Here is a 19,926-nt window from a genome sequence, read left to right on the forward strand (position 1 = left end):
ACAAACTCATCCGGTGAGAGTCACCTCACATCGATGGGTGGCACATGCCCTCCCAGGGGTGACCCGAAGGCGCAGTCGGCGGTCTGCGGAGATCACCTCGACCGCGTCGTCCGCGCGGATCACGGCGCCGACCGGGTGGTCCCAGGTGATCTCCAGCGGCTCGCCGGTGCGGGGCGGTTCGCTCACGCAGAGGGTAGCGGTGCGGCCGCGGCGCCGGACCAGCACGCTCGCGCCGGCGGACGCGGTCAGTCCGCCCGCGGTCCCGGCCTGCCAGAAGGTGGCGGCCGTGAGGCCGAGAGAGGGAACGCGGACGGCCTGGCAGGTGCCGTCGTTGGCGAGGACCGACAGCCAGTGCCGGTCGGCGGCGCGGGCGGTGACCGTACGGCGGGTGGCTCCGGGCAGGAGGACGTAGACGTACGAAGCGTTCACCGGGTCGGTGCCGTGGTCCAGCCAGAGGGTCTGCCAGCGGCGGGTGCGGCGCTCGGCCGTACCGCCGGTGTTGATGTCGGACCAGGCGCCGGTGCGGTCCTCGCGGAGGGTCCGCAGGTGCCCTGCCACGATCACCCAGCCGCCGTGCTCCTCCAGATGCGCCCAGCCCGTGCCCCGTACGAAGTCCTGCGTGCCGCCCTCGCCCAGGTTGCGGTTGTCGACGACCGTCTCGACCGGGACGCCGTCGGTGCAGGTGATCCCGGCGCCCAGGCAGACGACCGCGTCGGCGAGGCAGAACCACGACTTGCGGGCCTGGAGGGTGGAGTCCAGCCCCTTGAGGTGCTGGCCGATCGCCGCGTACTCGCCGTCCGTGGTGCCGCCGACCCAGCGCACGTCCGGCTTGGGCTCGCCCCACTCGCCGCCCGCGCGGTCGGGGAGACGCTTGGTGGAGACGGTGGTGCCGGGGAGGCGGTACCAGTCGACGGTGGGCCAGTACCAGTTGGTGTACTGATCGGCGGGACCGGCCCGACCGCTGCGCCCGGTCGGCCACCAGGAGAGCATCCCGGCGCCGGTGTGCCAGCCGCGCGGGTTCTCGCCGTTGCCGCACTCGTAGTGCGCGATGCGGTCGCCGGCCATGGCGAGGCTCGCCGTGAAGGCGGGGCTGCGGTGGACGGCCCGGTCCATGGCGGCGAAGAGGTGGTGGCCGACGGGTTCGGGGATGCCGGCGACCGGGGAGTCGGCGACGGCGTGCAGTCGGGCGAGATCGGCCACGTCGAACTGGCGGGCCGTCAGGATCGGGGCCACCGTGTCCCGTTCGATCCATCCCTTGATACGGCCGTACCAGCGCTCGCGTTCCGCCGCGCTCGCCGCTTCGGCGAGGAGCGCGATGGCGGCGATGACGCCCTGTCCGTGGAAGTGGTCGCTGCGCAGGACCTGGCGGTCGTCGCTCTTGAGGTAACCCCGGCTGATGGCACGGCCGTTGACGCAGTCCATCACCAACCCGTCGTGGATCAGGGGCGCGTAGGCGCGCTCCACGCTGTCCAGGACGATCTGCCGGTTCGGGTCGGTGACCTCCCACTGCGACCCGGCGAGGAGCGCGAAGAGGCGGCCGAGGCCGTCGAGCAGGACCTGGCCGTACGTCCCCGAGTAGGCGACCCAGGTGTGCTGCACGAACGAGCCGTCGGCGTAGAGCCCGTCGCCCCGCCTGACGTACGGGAAGACCGGCGAGAGGGCGTCCCGGGCGAGCGCGATCCGGTCGGGGGCCCGGCCCAGGATGCCGCGCAGGGCGACGGAGCGGCACAGGTCGACGCGGTTGGCGCCGGTGGAGGTGCCGGAGTAGTCGGTGAGCATCGCGTCGGGGATGAAGTGGTCGACGGCCGCGCAGGCGGCTTCCCGTTGGGCGGCGGTGAGGTGGTCGTACAGGGCGGCCGTGAGGTCCATGAGGAGGCGGGGGCTGCCGATCTGCCATTCCCACCAGTTGCCGTAGCGGGTGGTGGAGGGGTTGTAGACGGTGGCGGAGAGGTGGTCGAGGCCGCGGATCACGTCCGTGAGGAGGGCGGGGTCGGCGGTGGAGCCGGTGCCCGGCTGGACGTAGGCCTGGGCCATGGTCCACAGGCGGCCGTAGCTCTGGGTGATGCCGGAGGGCGGGTCGTAGGGGCGGTCGGGCCAGAGGGAGGCGGGGGTCGGGGCCATGGTGGCGCGGAAGCCGCGGGCGAGGTCGCCGGATTCGGCGAGGCGGGAGGCGTACGGCTCGGTGGCGGGGTCGTAGCCGGTGCCGAGGGCGAGGTCGAGCCAGCGGCGGCGGAGGGCGTCGTAGGGGTCGTCGTCGGCCGGCGGTCCGGGGGTTCGCGCGGCGGTCGTGGCCATCAAGGCGGCCGTGAGCAGCACGCCTCGGCGGGTGGGCCCGCGTCCGCGTCCGGGTAAGGCGAAGGGTCGGCGGAAGCGTCGGCGCTGGGGGTTCATGACCGTCTCGTCTACCACCGCGGAGTCATCACGCAAACACTCCTCGGATGACGTTGATGCGCGCCCGGAATAGGACTACCGTCGTTCCTGTTGGCATGGTTGAACGTTCAACATCAACGGCAAGGAGCAGTCTGATGAGCATCTTCGGCCGCAAGGACAGCACCGACACGACCGCCGCGGCGCCCGCCGCCGTGAACCCCGACCTGGCCGCTCTGACCGGCGACTACACCATCGACGCCGCCCACTCCGCGCTCGGCTTCGTCGCCCGGCACGCCATGGTCACCAACGTCAAGGGCAAGTTCCTCGACTTCAGCGGCTCGCTGCACCTCGACGGCAGCGACCCGTCCGCGTCCACGGCGTCCATCGACGTCAAGATGGACAGCATCGACACGGGTTCCGCGGACCGCGACGGTCACCTCAAGAGCGCGGACTTCTTCAAGACGGACGAGTTCCCCACGATGACCTTCCGCTCGACGTCGGCGGAGGCCCTGGGCGGCGACGACTACCGCATCACCGGCGACCTCAGCATCCTCGGCGTCACCAAGCCGATCACCATCGACCTCGAGTTCAACGGCGCCGCGAAGGACCCCTTCGGCAACGAGCGCGTCGGTTTCGAGGGCAAGGCGGAGCTCATCCGCTCCGAGTGGGGCCTGACCTGGAACGCGGCGCTGGAAACGGGCGGCGTCCTGGTCTCCGACAAGATCAAGCTGAACTTCGACATCTCGGCGATCAAGAACGCGTGAGGCAGCCGGCGGCAACGCCGGTGACCCCTTCGCGCCACGCGGCCTTCGGCCTTCGAGCGCACCCGCCCTCCACTCCGGCGCACCGGGAGGGCGGGCGCTCGGCGTGTCATCCCTGAGCCAATTTCTTGACACTTGCCGTGAGTTGGGCCTCGCGACTCTCCGGGGTACGGGCGCGCAGCACGGGGAGCATGGTGAGGTACTGGTCGGTCTTGCCGAGGCGTTCGAACGCGGCCTTGGCTCGCGGGTTCCGCTCCAGGGCCGCGGCCAGGTCGTCGGGGACCGTGGCCTCGCGTTGGGACTCGTACGCCGCGTCCCATCTGCCGTCGGCCTTGGCGGCCGCCACCTCGGCGAGTCCGGCGGGGCGCATCCGGCCGGCCGCCGTCAGTTCCGCCACCCGCCGGACGTTGACCATCGACCAGAGGCTGCCGGGGCGGCGCGGGGTGATCCGTTGCAGGTAGTGCGTCGCGTCGAGGCTCCTGCGCCGACCGGTGATCCAGCCGTGACACAGGCTCACGTCGTTGACCTCGGCGGCGGTGACCGAGGGCAGGCCCGAGGACTTCTTGGCGACCTTCACCCAGAGGCCGGGGTGGGGCGCGGGGTGGGCGGTGAGCCAGGCGTCGAGGTCGGTCGCGGTGCCGAAGGCAGTCTCGAAGGCTTGGGGCTGCGGGTCTTCGGGGGCGGTCATGGGGACACCGTAGGCGGGGAGTAGGTCAGGAACGGTCCTCGTTCGGCCTCGGGTTCACTCACCCGCCAGGCGGCCGGTGAGCGCTGCGCGCATGGCTGAATCACACCCCTTGTGCCGGTGCTTACGGCGTTCCCATAATCCAGCAACAGATTTGACCTGCCCATGCCAGCACATGGGCATTTGTTTGTGGTCAGTAATGTCATGCGCACGTCAATTCTGTGTTTCGCCCGCACGTGCTGCACGGTCCCCAGGTCAACCCCCCCACGGAAGGCATCACGTTGAAGAGACTCCTCACGGCCCTCAAGAGATGCGCGGCCGTCGGCGCCGCCGCCCTCGCGATCGCCAGCCTTCAGCCCGTCTCGACGGCCACCGCCGCCCCCGCGCCCGTCGTCGGCGGAACCCGCGCCGCGCAGGGCGAGTTCCCGTTCATGGTCCGGCTCTCGATGGGCTGTGGCGGTGCGCTGTACACCCAGCAGATCGTGCTCACCGCCGCGCACTGCGTGGGCTCGACCGGCGCCAACACCAGCATCACCGCGACCGCCGGCGTCGTGGACCTGCAGTCCACCAGCGGCCGGGTCCAGGTCCGGTCCACCTACGTCTACCGGGCGCCCGGCTACAACGGCACCGGCAAGGACTGGGCGCTCATCAAGCTCGCCTCGCCCATCAACCTGCCGACGCTGAAGATCGCCACGACCAACCAGTACAACACCGGTACCTTCACCGTCGCCGGATGGGGGTCGGCCTCCGAGGGTGGGGCACAGCAGCGGTACATGCTGAAGGCCAGTGTGCCGTTCGTCAGCGACGCCACGTGTCGTTCCTACAGCGGCTACAGCGGTCTCGTCGCCTCCGAGGAGATCTGCGCCGGGTACGCGTCCGGGGGCGTCGACACCTGCCAGGGCGACTCGGGCGGGCCGATGTTCCGACGGGACAGCGCCAACGCCTGGATCCAGGTCGGCATCGTCAGCTGGGGCATAGGCTGCGCCCGGCCCAACGCGCCCGGTGTGTACACCGAGGTCTCGACCTTCGCCTCCGCGATCGCCTCGGCCGCGTCGTCGCTCTGACGCGCGGCTCGTCTCTCGTACGTACGTCCGCGGGTCCGGTGCGTCTTGTGCCGGGCCCGTGCCGTGTTTCGCCCCCGCCGCCCCTACCCGTCCCATCCTCCAGGGGCGCCGCCCCTTCGACCCCGTACCAGGGGGCTCCGCCCCCTGGACCCCCGGCCTTCGCCCACCCACCACCCGACTCGGTGGGATGAGAGGGACCCTCTACCTCCGACTCGGTCGGATGAGAGGGAGCCCTCGGCCTTCGCCTCTCGACCCACCGCGTCGGGTGGTGGGTGGGCATAGGTCCGGGGGTCTGGGGGCGGAGCCCCCCAGGGACGCGCACCCCCGCCGGGGGCAGGGGATCAGAACCCTCCGCCGAAGTCCCCGCCGCCTCCGTAGTCCCCGCCGCCGAAGCCGCCGCTGAAGTCGTCGGTGTTGAAGTCCGCGCCGGAGACGTCGCCGCCCTCGTAGCCGGCGGCGCCGAAGTCGCCGTAGCCGGAGCCGTAGTCGGCCGCGTAGGCCGGGGTGGCCATCATGCTGCCGAGCATGGTGCCGATGAGGAGGCCGGGCAGGATGCCGCCGCCGAAGTAGCCGCCGGCCCAGGGGCCGTAGGCGGGGCCCGCGTCCCAGTAGGGGCGGCGGCCCCGGTCGGTGTCGACCTCGCGGATCACCGGGTCGCGGCCGTCGGCCAGGCGGGTGCGGTCCGCCGCGCAGACCGGGACCTCGCGCGCGGCGCTGTCCACCGGCGTCCAGGTCACGTCGGCGACCGAGGGGCCGTGGCGCGGGTCGAAGAAGCAGGGCGCCCGGCGTTCGGGCAGCGGCCGGCCCTCGCGGCGGGCGGCGAGTTTGGCGAGGGAGAAGCGGCCGTCCTCGATGGACTGGGTGACGGCCCGGACGTCCTCCGGTTTCACGGCCTGGGCCATGAACGTCTTCGCCTTCTCGTACGAGTCGAGCGCGCGTTCGTAGTCCTCGCGCATGGCGTCGGTCGCGGCCGGCTCCCCGGGGTGGAAGTCCAGACGGTCCAGCTCCTCGCCGAAGGCGGTGATGTCCTCGTCGACCACGACCCGCAGCTTCTCCAGCGCGGCCCGCTGCTCCTCCTCGTGCCGGCGCCGCCTGCGCCGGACCAGTGCGTACGCGCCACCGCCGCCGGCCACCAGGACCGCACCGGCGGTGATCAGGGCGGTGGTGGATCCGCCGCCGTCGTTGTCGGTGGAGTCCCAGGCGGAGGGGGCCGCGCCGCCCATGTTGGTCAGGGCGCGGTCGGCGAAGTCGTCCAGCTGGGTCTCGGTGTCCTTCTCGGTCGCGACGCTGCTGACGAGGTTGTCCACGGCGGCCGACGGCAGGACCGACGAGTCGGCCTGGGCGTCGAAGCGGTCGCCGACACGGATCGCGTACAGGCCGGTGATGCCGGTCGCGGTGCGCAGGTCGGTGAAGAGCTTCTCCGTGGGCTGGTCGGCAGGCAGGACCGCCACGAACAGGGCCTTGTCGGCAGCCCTGATCTGCTCGGACAGCGCGTCCGCGTCCGCGGACGACAACTGGTCGGCGGCGGCCGGGGCGACGTAGACCGGGTCCTCGCGGAGGGCCTCGGCGATCGTCGAGACGTCGGTGGCCGCGGAGGCGCGCGGGGCGCCCGCCATCAGGACCGCCAGAGCGGTCAGGACGGCGAGCGCCAGTGCGGTCAGCAGACCGATGGGGCCTCGGGCGGGGTTCGCGGCCTTCATACCTCGAAACTACCCGAAAGGCTCACAATCAGACATACGTGCGGCGGAGGCTCTCAGGACGCCCGGTACGCCGCCGTCAGCTTCTCCACCGCCTTTCCGTACCGTCCGGTCAGCAGCAGATGGTCCGCGTCGGCGAAGGGTTTCGCGACCGCCGCCGTGATGTCCTGGCCCGCCTTCCGCTGGACGATCAGCCGCGCCTTGGTCACGAGCGCGCGTCCCGCCTCCTCGGCGCCGGCCTTCTCGGCCACGGCGGCCGCGACGGCGAGCGCCTTCAGCGTCGCCGCCCCGCCCTCCGGGGCCTTGCCGAGCGTCGTCAGGCCCCAGCCGTACGGGTACTGCGGGTCGTACGCCGCATCGCCGACGTTGATCGGCAGCTGCGCCTGGGACTTCGGCCAGGTCACCGGAAGCTGTCCGGTGAAGGGCCGCCTGCCGTACAGGACGTCGGCCACGCCGTCGCCCTCCGTGCCGGGGAGCCAGGAGGCGACCAGCGCGTCGACGTCGCCGAGCCGGTCGCCGACGAGCTGGGGGCGCCCGGAGACGATCAGCACCGCGCACTCCATCGCCGCGCACACCTTGTCGACGGCTGCCCGGTCGGCGGCGGACAGCTCCAGGTCGTGGCCGTTGCCGACGTCGCCGACGCCCTCGGCGTACGGGGTCTCGCCCACGACGACCACTCCGACGTCGTGCCCGCCGAGAGGCGCCGAGGCGTCCTTGGAGTACGTGACGTCGCCGCCCGCCTTCCGCATCCCTTCCAGGACGGTCGTGCCGGGGGTGATGTCACCGGAGGAGCCCTGCCAGGTGACGGTCCAGCCGCCGGTCTGGTTGCCGATGTCGTCGGCGTTGGAGCCGGCGACGTACACCTTCTGCGAGGTCTTCAGGGGCAGCAGCCCTCCGGCGTTCTTCAGCAGGACCTGGGACTCGGCGACCGCCTCGCGCGCGACGGCCCGGTGCCCGGCGGAGCCGATCTCGGAGGCGCCGCTCGTGTCGGCGTACGGCTTCTCGAACAGCCCCAGCCGGAACTTCTGGGTGAGGATGCGCGACACGGCGTCGTCGATCCGCCGCTCGCTGACGCGGCCCGCCTCGACCTCGTCCAGGAGCGTGGCGTGGAAGTCCTGGTACGCGTACGGGACCATGATCATGTCGAGGCCCGCGTTGACCGACGTACTGACGTCGGAGGCGTAGTCGCCCGGGAGCTGGTCGATGGCCGCCCAGTCGCTGATGACGAAGCCGTCGAAGCCCATCCGGCCCTTCAGGACGCCGTTCAGCATGTCGGCGCGGGCGTGCATCTTCACCGGGCCCCGGCCGTCGCCGGCGAGGTCGAGCGAGGAGTAGGACGGCATGACCGTGCCGACACCGCGGTCGACGGCCGTCTCGTACGGTGCCAGGTGCACGGCCTCCAACTGCTGCCGGGTGACCTTGGTGATGCCCTGGTCGATGGTGTACGTGCCGGTCGTGGACGAGCCGTACTCGGTGCCGCCGTCGCCGACGAAGTGCTTGGCGGTGGCGAGGACCTTGTCGGCGTCCTTGAGGTCCCTGCCGTCCGGGGCTCCCTGGAGGCCCTGGATGACCGTCTCCATCTGCTCGACGAGCGCCGGGTCCTCGCCGAACGCCTCGTAGGAGCGGCCCCAGCGTTCGTCGCGGGTGACGCAGAGGCAGGGGGCGAAGTCCCAGGGGATGCCGGTGGCGCGGACCTCGGCGGCGGTCACGGAGCCTGTCCGCTGGGCCAGTCGGGGATCTCTGGTCGCCCCGATGCCGATGTTGTGCGGCATGATCGTCGCGCCGACCAGGTTGTTGTGGCCGTGCACGGCGTCGACGCCGTAGATCAGCGGGATCTGGAAGCGGGTCGCCTGCGCGCGCAGCTGGAACGCGTCGATCATCTTCGCCCACGCCTTTGCGGTGTTGGGCGTCGGTGTCGAGCCACCGCCGGACAGCAGCGAGCCGAGGTCGTACGTGGCGATGTCACCGGGCGCTGTGACCGCGCCGCGTTCGGCCTGGGTCATCTGGCCGGCCTTCTCCGCGAGGGTCATGCGGGAGAGGAGGTCGGCGACGCGCTTCTGCACCGGCAACTTGCTGTTCAGATACGGCAGTCCGTGCGCGTCCACGACGATCTGCGGGGTCTCGGCCGGGGGCTTGGCGCCGGTGACCGTCAGCTTGAGGGGGATCGTCTCGGCGGACTCCGCCCTCTTGTCCTTGAGAGTGGGGACCTCAAGAGTGCGGGTCGTGCCGGAGGGTGTGCCCGCGGGGAAGGTGAACTCGCCCTTGAGCGGCGTGAAGTCGTCGGCCGAGGCGGTGCCGGTCGTGGTCGTCTCGTAGGCGACGGTCACCGGCTCGTCGATCGGGGCGGCGCCGGTGGTGGCGACGGTGAGCCTGACAGCGGCGGTCCTGCCCTCCGCCACCGGGTACACGGCCGCGTCCGTGGTCACCGACGCGCGCAGGGACTGGTCGGCCTTGCCGTACAACTCGACGGCGTCCATGGCGAATTCGCCCTTGACGCCCACGGGCAGGGTGACGGCGTACCCCCAGGTCTCGGTCAGGCCGAGAACCTGGTCGATGCCGCCGACGGGCTGGTAGTCCGTGCGATACGTGAAGTCGGTGAAGGGGAGCTCGATCTGTTTCCAGCCGCTGAAGTCGTCCGTGAAGGAGGTCGTCCAGAGCTCGGAGGCCTCGCCGCTTTGTCGCCCTCGGGGGCGTCGTCGCGGGCGGTGAGCTCGAGGGCGGGCGGGTCGTCGGTGTCGCTGCCCCAGGTGAAGATGCCTCCGGCGGGTGGGTCGGCGAAGGGGACCTCGCCCTCGAAGCGGTCGACGGGGACGGGGGCCGGGCCGTCGGCGGCTTGCGCGGACGCCATCGGAAGCAGTCCGGTCAGCAGGGCGGCGGCGGATAACAGGGCGGTTCTTCGCATGGAGCTCCCCCTTGGCTCTCTTCGTCCACTCGTGGCTTACCTCACGCCGTGAGTGAACTGGTGGCCCAGAAAGCCGTCAAGGCACCCGGCACCCCTGACCTCGCACCACACGACTTTGCCCGGATCCCGCTCCCCCACACCCCACTTGTCCGCCAAGGCGGCGACGAGCAACAGGCCGGGGGCACCACGTGTGCGTGGCGCCCCCGGCCTTGAGCGACAGCCGAACGATGTCCTACTCCGCCGGCTCCACGCCCGCCCGCAGCAGCCCGTAGGTGTAAGCGTCCTCCAGGGCCTGCCAGGACGCGGCGATCACGTTCTCGGCGACGCCCACCGTGGACCACTCCCCCGCCCCGTCGGACGTGGAGATGAGCACGCGGGTGGTGGAGGACGTGCCGTGGACGCCCTCCAGGATGCGGACCTTGTAGTCGACGAGGTCGAGCTTGGCGAGCTGGGGGTAGATCTTCTCCAGGGCCACCCGCAGCGCGCGGTCCAGCGCGTTGACCGGGCCGTTGCCCTCGGCCGTGGCGACGATGCGCTCGCCCTTGGCGTAGAGCTTGACCGTGGCCTCGTTGGCGTGGGTGCCGTCGGGGCGGTCCTCGACGATCGCGCGCCAGGACTCGACCTCGAAGTACTTGAGGGGCTTGCCCTCGACCTCGGCGCGCAGCAGGAGTTCGAAGGACGCGTCGGCCGCCTCGTACGTGTAGCCCCTGAGCTCGCGCTCTTTGACCCGGTCGACGACCCGCTGGACCAGCGCGCGGTCGCCGCCGAGGTCGATGCCGAGTTCCTTGCCCTTGAGCTCGATCGACGCGCGGCCGGCCATGTCGGAGACCAGCATCCGCATGGTGTTGCCGACCTGCTCGGGGTCGATGTGCTGGTACAGGTCCGGGTCGACCTTGATGGCGGAGGCGTGCAGGCCGGCCTTGTGGGCGAAGGCGGAGACGCCGACGTAGGGCTGGTGGGTGGAGGGGGTGAGGTTCACGACCTCGGCGATCGCGTGCGAGATGCGGGTCATCTCGCGGAGCTTGCCGTCGGGGAGGACCTTCTTGCCGTACTTGAGTTCCAGGGCCGCGACGACCGGGAAGAGGTTGGCGTTGCCGACCCGCTCGCCGTAGCCGTTCGCCGTGCACTGCACGTGGGTCGCGCCCGCGTCCACGGCGGCGAGCGTGTTCGCCACCGCGCAGCCCGTGTCGTCCTGGGTGTGGATGCCGAGGCGGGCGCCGGTGTCGGCGAGGACCGTCGAGACGACCGCCTGGACCTGCGCGGGGAGCATGCCGCCGTTGGTGTCGCAGAGGATGACCACGTCGGCGCCGGCCTCGGACGCGGCTCGTACGACAGCCTTCGCGTACTCCGGGTTGACGCGGTAGCCGTCGAAGAAGTGCTCGCAGTCGACGAAGACCCGGCGGCCCTGGGCCTTCAGGTGCGACACCGTGTCGCGGACCATCTCCAGGTTCTCGTCCAGCGTCGTGCGCAGGGCGAGCTCCACGTGCCGGTCGTGCGACTTGGCCACCAGGGTGATCACTTGGGCGCCCGAGTCCAGCAGCGCCTTGACCTGGGGGTCCTCGGCGGCCTTGGCGCCGGCCCGGCGGGTGGCGCCGAAGGCGACCAGCTGGGCGTGCTTGAAGTCGATCTCCTGCAGGGCGCGGGCGAAGAACTCGGTGTCGCGCGGGTTGGCGCCGGGCCAGCCGCCCTCGATGAAGCCCACGCCGAAGTCGTCCAGGTGCCGTGCGATGGCCAGCTTGTCCGCCACGGTGAGGTTGATGCCCTCCCGCTGGGCGCCGTCGCGCAGGGTGGTGTCGAAGACGTGGAAGGAATCGTCGAGTTCGCTGGGTTCGGTCATGGTGTCAAGGCTCCTGTGTCGGATCTCGGTCTGTACCGGAATGACCGGCTCCACCGTCCTCACATGGTCCCTCGCGCTCTCGCCTCCGGCTGCGGGTGGGCCAGAAAAGCGAAAAACCTCTCGCGGGTGCGAGAGGTCTGCGCGCGGGTCGAAGACGACGGTGTCCGCTCGTACCTGGTCGTACGGAGCGGTCACTGCGGACCGGCGCGCCTGCTGCCAATAATCGTGGCGAACGAGAGCACGGAGGCAGTCTGGCACAGACCGTCCCCGTGCTCACTGTCCGTCTCAGGATGCGAGCACTGTGCTGATCACCGCAGGTGCCGTACGAAGGCGTCGGTGCCCTCGTTGGTGTCGCCGGCCGGGATCAGCGTCGGGTCGGAGGACTGGAAGAGGACGCCGCGGGCGCCGTCGGCGATCCGGCCCGGCAGGACCTCGGCCGTCGCGGTGCCGCCGGTGGTGTCCGGGGTGACCAGGGTCGTGGTGCCCTTCTTCAGGTCCCGCAGGTAGACGGGGTACTCCTTGCCGTACTGGCTGCCGGGCTCCGTCACCTCCGACATGAACGTGACGTACCGGCCGTCGGCGCTCACCGCGGCGCCCCGGGTGTAGACCTCGCCGGGTCCGCCCTGGGTGCCGTGGATTCGCTGGTTCTTCCCCGTGGCGATGTCGTGCACGAACACGTTCCAGCTGACGTCGTCGTCCTCCGGGACGAGGTGGGTGTCCCGGGACTCGAAGACGACCGTACGGCCGTTGCCGCTGATGGACGGGTTCAGCGACTCCCGTTCGGTCTTCGAGCCGTCGTGAGAGCGGTCGATCTGGGTGTGCTTGCCCGTGGTGCGGTCGTACATCCAGACGTCGCCCCAGTCGTCGCCGCGCGGGCCGTTCGCGTAGGTGTACTGGTAGACGACACGGCGCCCGTCGTCGCTGACGGTGGGCCGGAAGGCGTTGCGGGGCTCCCAGGTGGGCTTCGGGTGGCTGATCCGCTCGGTGGTGCCGGCGACGCGGTCGCGCAGGAAGACCACGCTGGTGCCGTCGGCGGGATCCTGGAGCGTGTAGACGGCGTAGCGGCCGTTGGGGCTCACGGAGACCTCGGCGGGCTGCCCGGTGAAGCCCTCGGGAACCTCGATGCCGAACCCGACGCGCTTGCCCGTGGCGATGTCGTGGATCCACACGTCGGTGGTCGCGGCGTACTCGGCGTACACGTAGCGGCCGTCGTTCAGGACCGCGACCAGGCCGCCGAAGCCCGCGAACCGGAGCTTCCCGGTGTGCGGGTCGCGCAGGTACATGCCGCCGTGCGGGACATTGGGGTCCAGGTCCTCGGCGTCCGAGGTGAGGGCGATGTGGCGGCCGTTGCGGCTGATGACGGCGGTGCTCGTGGCGCCGTTGCCCGCCCTGCCCTCCGGCGTGACGCTTATCGGCTCGGTGTGCGGGGCCCTGGGTGCGGCGCTCGCCGCGGGACCGGTCAGCGTCGCCGTGGCGGCGGCGAGGGCGACGGCGAGCGCGAGGGCTCGCTTGTTGCGGTGCATGGTTGTTCCCCCGTAGTGGTTGTTGCTTGTCATTGCGCTGTCCGCAGGAAGACGTCCGACACCCCGTTGGTGTCCTGCTCCACCAGATCGGGTGACGCCGACTCGAACGCGACGACGGTGCCGTCGGCGTTGACGGACGGGTGGCGGGCCGGCAGGTCGTTGCGGCCGCCCCAGCGGTCGACGCTGATCAACTGCCGCTTCCCGGTGGCAAGTTCGAGCAGGTACACGGAACGGTCCAAGGTGTACGCGACCCGCGTGCCGTCCCCGGAGAGCGAGGGCTGCGTGCCCTTGACCCGGGTCGTGGTCCCGGTGTCGAGGTCGCGGACGTGGACGTCCCGGCCCTGCCGGAAGGCGACCTTGCGCCCGTTGGCGCTCAGGGAGGGGGCGAAGGCCTGCGCTCCGGCCTTCTCCAGGGCGCCGGTGTCCAGGTCACGGACGTGGACATCGCCGCCCTGTTCGAAGGCGATGTACCGGCCGTCGTAGTTGATCGACGGGTTGCCCGCCGACTCGCCCGTGGGCGCGCTGACCAGGTCGGTCGTACCGCCGTTGAACTTGAAGCGGTAGACGCGGGGCTGGGGCGACGGGTCGGTGTCGGTGGCGGGGAGCGTGGCGGCGTAGGTGATCCACTGGCAGGTGGGGTCCACGCTGGGCTGCCCCATCCACGTGAAGCGGACACCCTGGTAGGAGCCCAGCCGGGTCAGCTTGCCGACCGAGCGGTTGCGGATGTCGACCTCCGGGGTGCCGTCGGCCTCGGACGGGGCCACGTAGCCGACCATGCGTCCGCTGTAGCAGGGCGTTCCCTCGTGCGAGGGGCCCTGTGCACTGGAGTCGACCTGGGAGATGCCGCCGGGCGCGTTGACGAACACGCTCGTGTCCTTCGGGTCGCCCATCCCCTGCGAGGTGAACGCGACGACCTTGCCCTCCCCCATCACCGGGTCGCGGGACGCCCCGGGACGTTGCTGCCCGTCCGACGTCATGCTGATCCGTTCGGTGACGGACGGCATCGGGTCCGGGTCCTCCCGGAGCGCGCCCGAGAAGACGAACACGTCCTGCTCCCCGTTGGTGTCCCCCGCCACCAGGTGGGAGGCCCTCGAACCGAACGCCACCGCACGCCCCTGGGCAGCCAGCATCTCCGAACCCGCCTGGGCGTCCGCCGGGAGAGCCGCGCCGCGCCGGCCCGTCCGCAGGTCGCGCACCCGCATGCCATCCTCGCCCGCGACGACCGCGTACCGGCCGTCGGCCGTGGCCGAGAAGGTCCGGCCCTCGGCCACGCGCCGTGAGTCACCTGTGCGGAGGTCGTGCACGTACAGGCCCCCGTCCGCGTCGAGGAGGACCCGGCGGCCGTCCGCGGTGATGCGGACGAGTGAGGCCTGGCCGAGACCCTTGTCGACCTGGACCCGCTCGCCCGTCGTCCGGTCCTTGACGAAGACGTCGTCCGGGTCCTCCTCGGTGGGCCCCGGGACCTGGTAGGCGACCCGCTCGCCGTCGCCGCTCACCGAGGCCCCGCGCTTGGAGCCCTCCTCGGCCGGTGAGACCAGTTCGTCGGTGCCGGTGGCCGTGTCGCGGACGTACAGGAGCCGGGTGTTCTCCGGCCCGTGGCGGTTGCCGATGGTGTACGCGACGTGCGTGCCGTCCGGGCTGATCGACTCCACGCGGCCCAGTTCGTTGGAACCGGGCGGGTTCTCCGGCCACAGCCGCTCCGAGCGCCCGGTGGCGCGGTCGTACACGTACGGGGCCAGGAACCGGGTGCCCGCGGAGTAGGCGATACGGCCCCCGTCGGCGCTCGGCATCGGCGAGGCGTAGGTGTGGCCGCTGCCGAGGTCGATCGTGGTGACCTCGCCGGTGGCCAGGTCCTTCACGAGCAGGCACGGCGAGAAGCGCGCGCAGCCGAAGCTCGGCGCGATGGACGTGAAGGCGATGTGCCGGCCGTCGGCACTGATCGCGGCACCGTTGGACGGCCCGTCGGCCTGGCTGCCGTCGGCGGCGGTACTGACTCGTTCGACGCGCGGTGTGTGCGGTACGTGTGGTGCCGCAGTCGCATTCGGAACGGCTGTTCCGGCGAGCGCGAGCAACAGCACCGCGCCTAATGAGCATCTGGACACATGTACGGCTCTGGACATGTTCCCCCCTGCGGTCCCCGTTGACGCTTCGCCCCCGGCCCCGCGCCGGCCCTGCCGTCAAGGCTCCCGTCGTCCGCCCGGAGGGCGGGCCTCGCGGGGTCTGGTGCGTGCGATCGCAAGGCGCCGGAGCGCCCTCGTGGCGGAGCCACGTGGGCGGTTCGGCAACGCGGCGAGCGTGCGGGCCAGACCCCGCGAGGCAGGCGGGAGCCTTGACGGGAGGGCCTGGGGCTCTGTTCGAGGCAAACGCACCACCGCCCACAGGGTCAATCGGCCTTATTGCGTACAACCCGGGCGCGACCTCAGGCGTCCGCGAGGAGCGTTTCGTCCAGGAACTCCCGTACGTGGCCGAGAATCTGCGCCCGGTCGGTTCCCCGTAGCCCGATCGCCACGTGGATGGAGAAACCGTCGAGGAGGGCACGCAGCCGGGACGCGAAGCGGTCGGGGTCGACGGCCCGGAACTCCCCCCTCGACACCCCCTCCGCTCGGGCGGCAACGCGGGCCTGATGCTCTACTCCATGGGCCTCGACCTGGACGCCATCCTCCCGCGCACCACCCGCGCGCAGGCGACCTGCGCGGTCGCGGTGCTCGCGACGGCCTGTGTCTTCGCCGGCCACTACGCCTCGACGGCCCAGGACGTTCGGTCCGCGCACGGGGAAGGGACGCGCCTCCCCCGCGGAATCAGGAGATACCCGCGCGGGGGAGGCGATACGCGTCGGACGAACCACCGGCGCCCGGACGGTGGTCGGAGGACCGGGAGCGGAGTCCCGGCCTCAGCCGAGCTTGTGCATCCAGCCGTGCTTGTCCTGCGCCGTGCCGCGCTGGATGTCCAGGAGGGCCCGGCGGAGCCTGAGGGTGACCTCGCCGGGCTCGCCGCCCGACTGCTTCCACTCGGCGGTGGCACGCTTGACCGTGCCGACCGGGGTGATGACCGCGGCGGTGCCGCAGGCGAAGACCTCGGTCAGGGTGCCGTTCTCGGCGTCGCGCTGCCACTGGTCGATGGAGATGCGGCCCTCCTCGGACTCGTAGCCGAGGTCGCGGGCGACGGAGAGGAGGCTGTCGCGGGTGACGCCCTCGAGGATGGAGCCGGTGAGGGCGGGCGTCACGATTTTGTCGCCGTACACGAAGTACAGGTTCATGCCGCCGAGTTCCTCGACCCACGTGTGCTCGACCGCGTCGAGGTAGCAGACCTGGTCACAGCCCTTGGCGGCCGCTTCGGCCTGGGCGAGGAGGGAGGCCGCGTAGTTGCCGCCCGTCTTGGCGTCGCCCATGCCGCCGGGGACGGCGCGGACGCGGTCCTCGGAGAGCCAGATGGAGACCGGCTTGACGCCGCCCGGGAAGTACGCGCCCGCGGGGGACGCGATGACCAGGAACAGGTACTCGTTGGCGGGCTTCACGCCGAGGCCGACCTCGGTCGCGATCATGAACGGGCGCAGGTAGAGGGACTCCTCGCCGCCGTGCGCCGGGACCCAGGCCTGGTCCTGGCGCACCAGCGCGTCGCACGCCTCGATGAACGTCTCGACCGGCAGCTCCGGCATGCCGAGGCGGCGGGCGGAGGACTGGAAGCGCTTCGCGTTCTTCTCGGGGCGGAAGCTGGCGACGGAACCGTCGGGCTGACGGTAGGCCTTGAGTCCCTCGAAGATCTCCTGCGCGTAGTGCAGGACCATGGTCGCCGGGTCGAGGGAGAGCGGCGCGTACGGGACGAGCTGGCCGTCGTGCCAGCCGCGGCCCTCCGTCCACTTGATGGTCACCATGTGGTCGGTGAAGTGGCGGCCGAACCCGGGGTCGGCCAGGATCGCGTCGCGCTGCGCGTCGGAGAGCGGGCTGGCGGAGGGCTTGAGCTCGATCGTGGGCGTCGTCATGAGTGGTTGTCCTTCACCGGTCGGATAGTGACGGGCCGCGCTCACGCCCGTACTGCCAGTGGCCAGTGCTAGGACGTCCGAGCATTCCCTCAATCCGCGGCTCCGCGTTCGATTATCGCGCGACGGAGGCCGTGGACGAAAACAGCGTGAATGCGACCCAGAGGATGATGGTGGCACCCGGCGGGGACATGCGAAAGCCGCCGGGTGTTGAGTGACCCGGCGGCTTCGTGAAGATCTCCCTGAGGAGACCAGGCAGCGCGGCGGGTCAGCCGGCTACTCGTACGGCGAGCGCGTCGCCGATCTCCGAGGTACTGCGGGCGGGCTTGCCGGTGCGCTCCGCGAGGTCGGCGGAGACGGCCTCCTCGATGCGGGCGGCCTCGGCCTCGTAGCCGAGGTGGCGCAGCAGGAGGGCGACGGACAGGACCGTGGCGCTGGGGTCGGCCTTGCCCTGACCGGCGATGTCCGGGGCCGAGCCGTGGACGGGCTCGAACATGGACGGGAACTCGCCGGCGGGGTTGATGTTCCCGCTCGCGGCGACGCCGATGCCGCCGGAGACGGCCGCGGCGAGGTCGGTGATGATGTCGCCGAAGAGGTTGTCGGTGACGATCACGTCGAAGCGCTCGGGCTGCGTGACCAGGTAGATGGTCGCCGCGTCCACGTGCATGTACTCGGTGGTGACCTCGGGGAACTCCTCGGCCACCTTGTTGAAGATGTTGGTCCACAGGTGACCCGCGAAGGTCAGCACGTTGTTCTTGTGGATCAGCGCGAGCTTCTTGCGCGGGCGGGCCTGGGCGCGGGCGAAGGCGTCCCGGACCACGCGCTCGACACCGAAGGCCGTGTTCACGGAGACCTCGGTGGCGACCTCGTGCGGGGTGCCCTTCCTGATGGTGCCGCCGTTGCCGGTGTACGGGCCCTCGGTGCCCTCGCGGACCACGACGAAGTCGATCTGCGGCTCGCCGGCCAGCGGGGTGGCGACACCCGGCAGCAGCTTCGAGGGGCGCAGGTTGACGTGGTGGTCGAAGAGGAAGCGGAGCTTGAGCAGGAAGCCGCGCTCCAGGACACCGGACGGGACCGACGGGTCACCGATCGCGCCGAGCAGGATGGCGTCGTGCTGCTTGAGGGCCTCGGCGTCCGCGTCGGTGAGGGTCTCACCGGTGGCGTGGTAGCGCTTGGCGCCGAAGTCGTACTCCTTGGTCTCCAGCTTCACATCCTGCGGGAGGACGGCGGAGAGGACCTTCAGGCCTTCGGCCACGACTTCCTGCCCGATGCCGTCACCGGGGATCACTGCGAGATTGAGGCTGCGAGACATGTCGGCACCGTACCCCTGGTCCCACGGGATGACACGGGCCGTCCGCGATACGGACACCCACACGGGGGACGGCCTCAGCCCTTCGGTTGCCGTTCACCCGTATGTGGGGCGGGTGTTGGGCTGCGCTGGGAAGTTCACCTGCATGGAGACACCGGACTTCGGCATTCCCCCGCGGCTCGCGCGCCGGATGAGCATGGCCGAGCAACACGAGTACCTGCGGACCAGGCTGTCGCGGCGCCGCACGCTGGTGACGGCGGGCGCGGTGGCGGGCGGGCTGCTGACCGGATGTTCGGGCGGTGGATCGCCGAATGCGACGGCGTCGGCCTCGGCGTCGGCGACCGCCTCGTCCCTCGGCAAGGTCCACGGCTCGGTCGTCGCCCCCTTCGGCCGCCATCTCGCCTTCGGCGCCGACCCGAAGACGCAGATGCGGATCTCCTGGCAGGTGCCGCTCGCGGTGCGGAAGCCGTACGTCCGGATCGGCACCCATCCCGAGGAGCTGAGCCGCAGGATCGAGGCCGAGGTGCGCGACCTGCACACGCCGGGCATGACCGGCGTACAGGCGGCGCTCGACCAGTACTACCTGCACGCGGCCCTGGACGGCCTGCGCCCCGGCACGACGTACTACTACGGCGTCGGCCATGAGGGCTTCGACCCGGCATCGCCCGAGCGCCGGAAGACCATCGGCACCTTCCGCACGGCCCCGGCGAGCCCGGAGCGGTTCGTGTTCACCGCGTTCGGCGACCAGGGCGTCAGCAAGGCCGCGGCCGCCAACGACCACGTGCTGCTGCGGCACGACCCCGCCTTCCATCTCCACGCGGGCGACATCTGCTACGCCAACGTCAACGGCCGGGGTGAGAAGTCGGACGGCTACGACCCCGCATTCTGGGACCTGTTCCTCAAGCAGAACGAGCCGGTCACGAAGTCGGTGCCGTGGATGGTGACGACCGGCAACCACGACATGGAGGCCTGGTACTCGCCGGACGGCTACGGCGGCCAGCTGGCCCGCTGGTCCCTCCCGGACAGCGGCTTCGACCCGCGCAAGGCACCGGGCGTGTACGCGTTCACGTACGGCAACGTCGGCTTCGTGGCGCTGGACGCGAACGACGTGTCGTACGAGATCCCCGCCAACTTCGGGTACACGGACGGGAAGCAGACGGCGTGGCTGGACCGGAAGCTGGGCGAGCTGCGGGCGGACACCTCGGTGGACTTCGTCGTCGTCTTCTTCCACCACTGCGCGTACTCCACCTCCTCGCACGCCTCCGACGGCGGGGTCCGCGACGCGTGGCTGCCACTGTTCGCCGAGCACCAGGTGGATCTGGTGATCAACGGGCACAACCACGTCTACGAGCGCACCGACGCGATCAAGGGCGGCCAGGTCGGGCGGCCGGTCCCGATCGGCGCGTCCACGGACCCCACGCGGGACGGGACCGTGTACGTCACGGCGGGCGGCGGCGGCAAGGACCTGTACGGCTTCCCGACCGGCGTGAAGGAGAGCTACGAGGGGCACGTCAGCGAGCGCGAGTCCGTCGAGACCTTCCAGTGGACCAAGTCGAAGCAGTCCGAGGAGGAGATCGTGGAGTGGTCGCGGGTGCGCTACCGGGGCTTCTCCTTCCTCTCGGTGGAGGCGGAGAGCGGGGCGCGGCCGCGGCTGACGGTGTCGGCGCTGGCGCAGAGCGGGGAGCGCATCGACCATTTCGAGGTGCGGCGCGGCGGTTGAGACCGCGCCGCACCTCGTGCGGGTGCGGCTCCCGGCTTATGGGTTCCCGGTAAGGGGTTGTTTTCGGGGCAGCGGCTCAGTT

Annotated in this window: 11 protein-coding genes and 3 pseudogenes; 4 read left to right on the forward strand and 10 right to left on the reverse strand. The window is 71.1% G+C overall.

The annotated features are described in order from the left end of the window. Positions 1–6 precede the first annotated feature (6 nt). Complete coding sequence (locus OG252_RS16775; RefSeq protein WP_329336962.1) at positions 7–2,295, reverse strand: polysaccharide lyase 8 family protein; 2,289 nt, start codon at positions 2,293–2,295, stop codon at positions 7–9. A 230-nt stretch (positions 2,296–2,525) separates the two neighbouring features. Between OG252_RS16775 and OG252_RS16780 the strand changes: the two genes are divergently transcribed. Next, on the forward strand, positions 2,526–3,134 hold the full coding sequence (locus tag OG252_RS16780; protein WP_266433399.1) for a YceI family protein: 609 nt from the start codon (positions 2,526–2,528) through the stop codon (positions 3,132–3,134). 106 nt (positions 3,135–3,240) lie between these two features. Here the strand turns inward: OG252_RS16780 and OG252_RS16785 are convergent, their stop codons facing one another. Then, positions 3,241–3,819 carry a YdeI/OmpD-associated family protein gene (locus tag OG252_RS16785; protein ID WP_329336965.1) on the reverse strand — a complete coding sequence of 193 codons (579 nt, stop codon included), beginning with the start codon at positions 3,817–3,819 and terminating at the stop codon, positions 3,241–3,243. A gap of 278 nt (positions 3,820–4,097) precedes the next feature. Between OG252_RS16785 and OG252_RS16790 the strand changes: the two genes are divergently transcribed. Further along, a complete protein-coding gene (locus OG252_RS16790) occupies positions 4,098–4,880 on the forward strand; it encodes a serine protease (protein WP_266433403.1) in 783 nt (260 codons plus the stop codon). Positions 4,881–5,221: 341 nt separating this feature from the next. On the opposite strand, the gene OG252_RS16795 is transcribed toward OG252_RS16790, so the two are convergent. From OG252_RS16795 to OG252_RS16820, 6 genes and pseudogenes are all read right to left on the reverse strand, one after another. Next, the gene (locus OG252_RS16795; RefSeq protein ID WP_329336967.1) at positions 5,222–6,580 is read right to left on the reverse strand and encodes a hypothetical protein; all 1,359 of its coding nucleotides are present in this window, start codon (positions 6,578–6,580) and stop codon (positions 5,222–5,224) included. 53 nt (positions 6,581–6,633) lie between these two features. Next, positions 6,634–9,479, reverse strand: a pseudogene (locus tag OG252_RS16800) (glycoside hydrolase family 3 N-terminal domain-containing protein). A 232-nt stretch (positions 9,480–9,711) separates the two neighbouring features. Then, entirely contained in the window at positions 9,712–11,316 is a 1,605-nt protein-coding gene (cimA, locus tag OG252_RS16805; protein ID WP_266433409.1) for a citramalate synthase, read from the reverse strand. A 308-nt stretch (positions 11,317–11,624) separates the two neighbouring features. Further along, entirely contained in the window at positions 11,625–12,872 is a 1,248-nt protein-coding gene (locus OG252_RS16810) for a hypothetical protein (RefSeq protein ID WP_329336969.1), read from the reverse strand. Next, complete coding sequence (locus tag OG252_RS16815) at positions 12,869–14,959, reverse strand: hypothetical protein (RefSeq protein WP_329336970.1); 2,091 nt, start codon at positions 14,957–14,959, stop codon at positions 12,869–12,871. The genes OG252_RS16810 and OG252_RS16815 overlap by 4 nt, the downstream gene beginning before the upstream one ends. 299 nt (positions 14,960–15,258) lie before the next feature. Then, positions 15,259–15,453, reverse strand: a pseudogene (locus tag OG252_RS16820) (TetR family transcriptional regulator C-terminal domain-containing protein); the annotation flags it as partial. A 21-nt stretch (positions 15,454–15,474) separates the two neighbouring features. Between OG252_RS16820 and OG252_RS52345 the strand changes: the two are divergent. Further along, a pseudogene (locus OG252_RS52345) lies at positions 15,475–15,531 on the forward strand (hypothetical protein); the annotation flags it as partial. 198 nt (positions 15,532–15,729) lie between these two features. Here the strand turns inward: OG252_RS52345 and OG252_RS16830 are convergent. Both OG252_RS16830 and OG252_RS16835 read right to left on the reverse strand, forming a co-directional pair. Further along, positions 15,730–16,818 carry a branched-chain amino acid aminotransferase gene (locus OG252_RS16830; RefSeq protein ID WP_266433413.1) on the reverse strand — a complete coding sequence of 363 codons (1,089 nt, stop codon included), beginning with the start codon at positions 16,816–16,818 and terminating at the stop codon, positions 15,730–15,732. 265 nt (positions 16,819–17,083) lie between these two features. Further along, the gene (locus OG252_RS16835; protein WP_266433415.1) at positions 17,084–18,127 is read right to left on the reverse strand and encodes a 3-isopropylmalate dehydrogenase; all 1,044 of its coding nucleotides are present in this window, start codon (positions 18,125–18,127) and stop codon (positions 17,084–17,086) included. Positions 18,128–18,269: 142 nt separating this feature from the next. On the opposite strand from OG252_RS16835, the gene OG252_RS16840 reads away from it, so the two are divergent. Then, a complete protein-coding gene (locus OG252_RS16840; protein WP_329336973.1) occupies positions 18,270–19,844 on the forward strand; it encodes a purple acid phosphatase family protein in 1,575 nt (524 codons plus the stop codon). Positions 19,845–19,926 lie beyond the last annotated feature (82 nt).

It is taken from the genome of Streptomyces sp. NBC_01352 (assembly GCF_036237295.1).
Taxonomy (GTDB): domain Bacteria; phylum Actinomycetota; class Actinomycetes; order Streptomycetales; family Streptomycetaceae; genus Streptomyces; species Streptomyces plumbiresistens.

Coding starts and splice junctions, on each gene's coding strand:
- cimA (WP_266433409.1), bottom strand. CDS start 11,316: ATGACCGAACCCAGCGAACTCGACGATTCCTTCCACGTCTTCGACACC.
- OG252_RS16795 (WP_329336967.1), bottom strand. CDS start 6,580: ATGAAGGCCGCGAACCCCGCCCGAGGCCCCATCGGTCTGCTGACCGCA.
- OG252_RS16835 (WP_266433415.1), bottom strand. CDS start 18,127: ATGTCTCGCAGCCTCAATCTCGCAGTGATCCCCGGTGACGGCATCGGG.
- OG252_RS16810 (WP_329336969.1), bottom strand. CDS start 12,872: ATGACAAGCAACAACCACTACGGGGGAACAACCATGCACCGCAACAAG.
- OG252_RS16840 (WP_329336973.1), top strand. CDS start 18,270: ATGGAGACACCGGACTTCGGCATTCCCCCGCGGCTCGCGCGCCGGATG.
- OG252_RS16830 (WP_266433413.1), bottom strand. CDS start 16,818: ATGACGACGCCCACGATCGAGCTCAAGCCCTCCGCCAGCCCGCTCTCC.
- OG252_RS16815 (WP_329336970.1), bottom strand. CDS start 14,959: ATGTCCAGAGCCGTACATGTGTCCAGATGCTCATTAGGCGCGGTGCTG.
- OG252_RS16785 (WP_329336965.1), bottom strand. CDS start 3,819: ATGACCGCCCCCGAAGACCCGCAGCCCCAAGCCTTCGAGACTGCCTTC.
- OG252_RS16775 (WP_329336962.1), bottom strand. CDS start 2,295: ATGGCCACGACCGCCGCGCGAACCCCCGGACCGCCGGCCGACGACGAC.
- OG252_RS16780 (WP_266433399.1), top strand. CDS start 2,526: ATGAGCATCTTCGGCCGCAAGGACAGCACCGACACGACCGCCGCGGCG.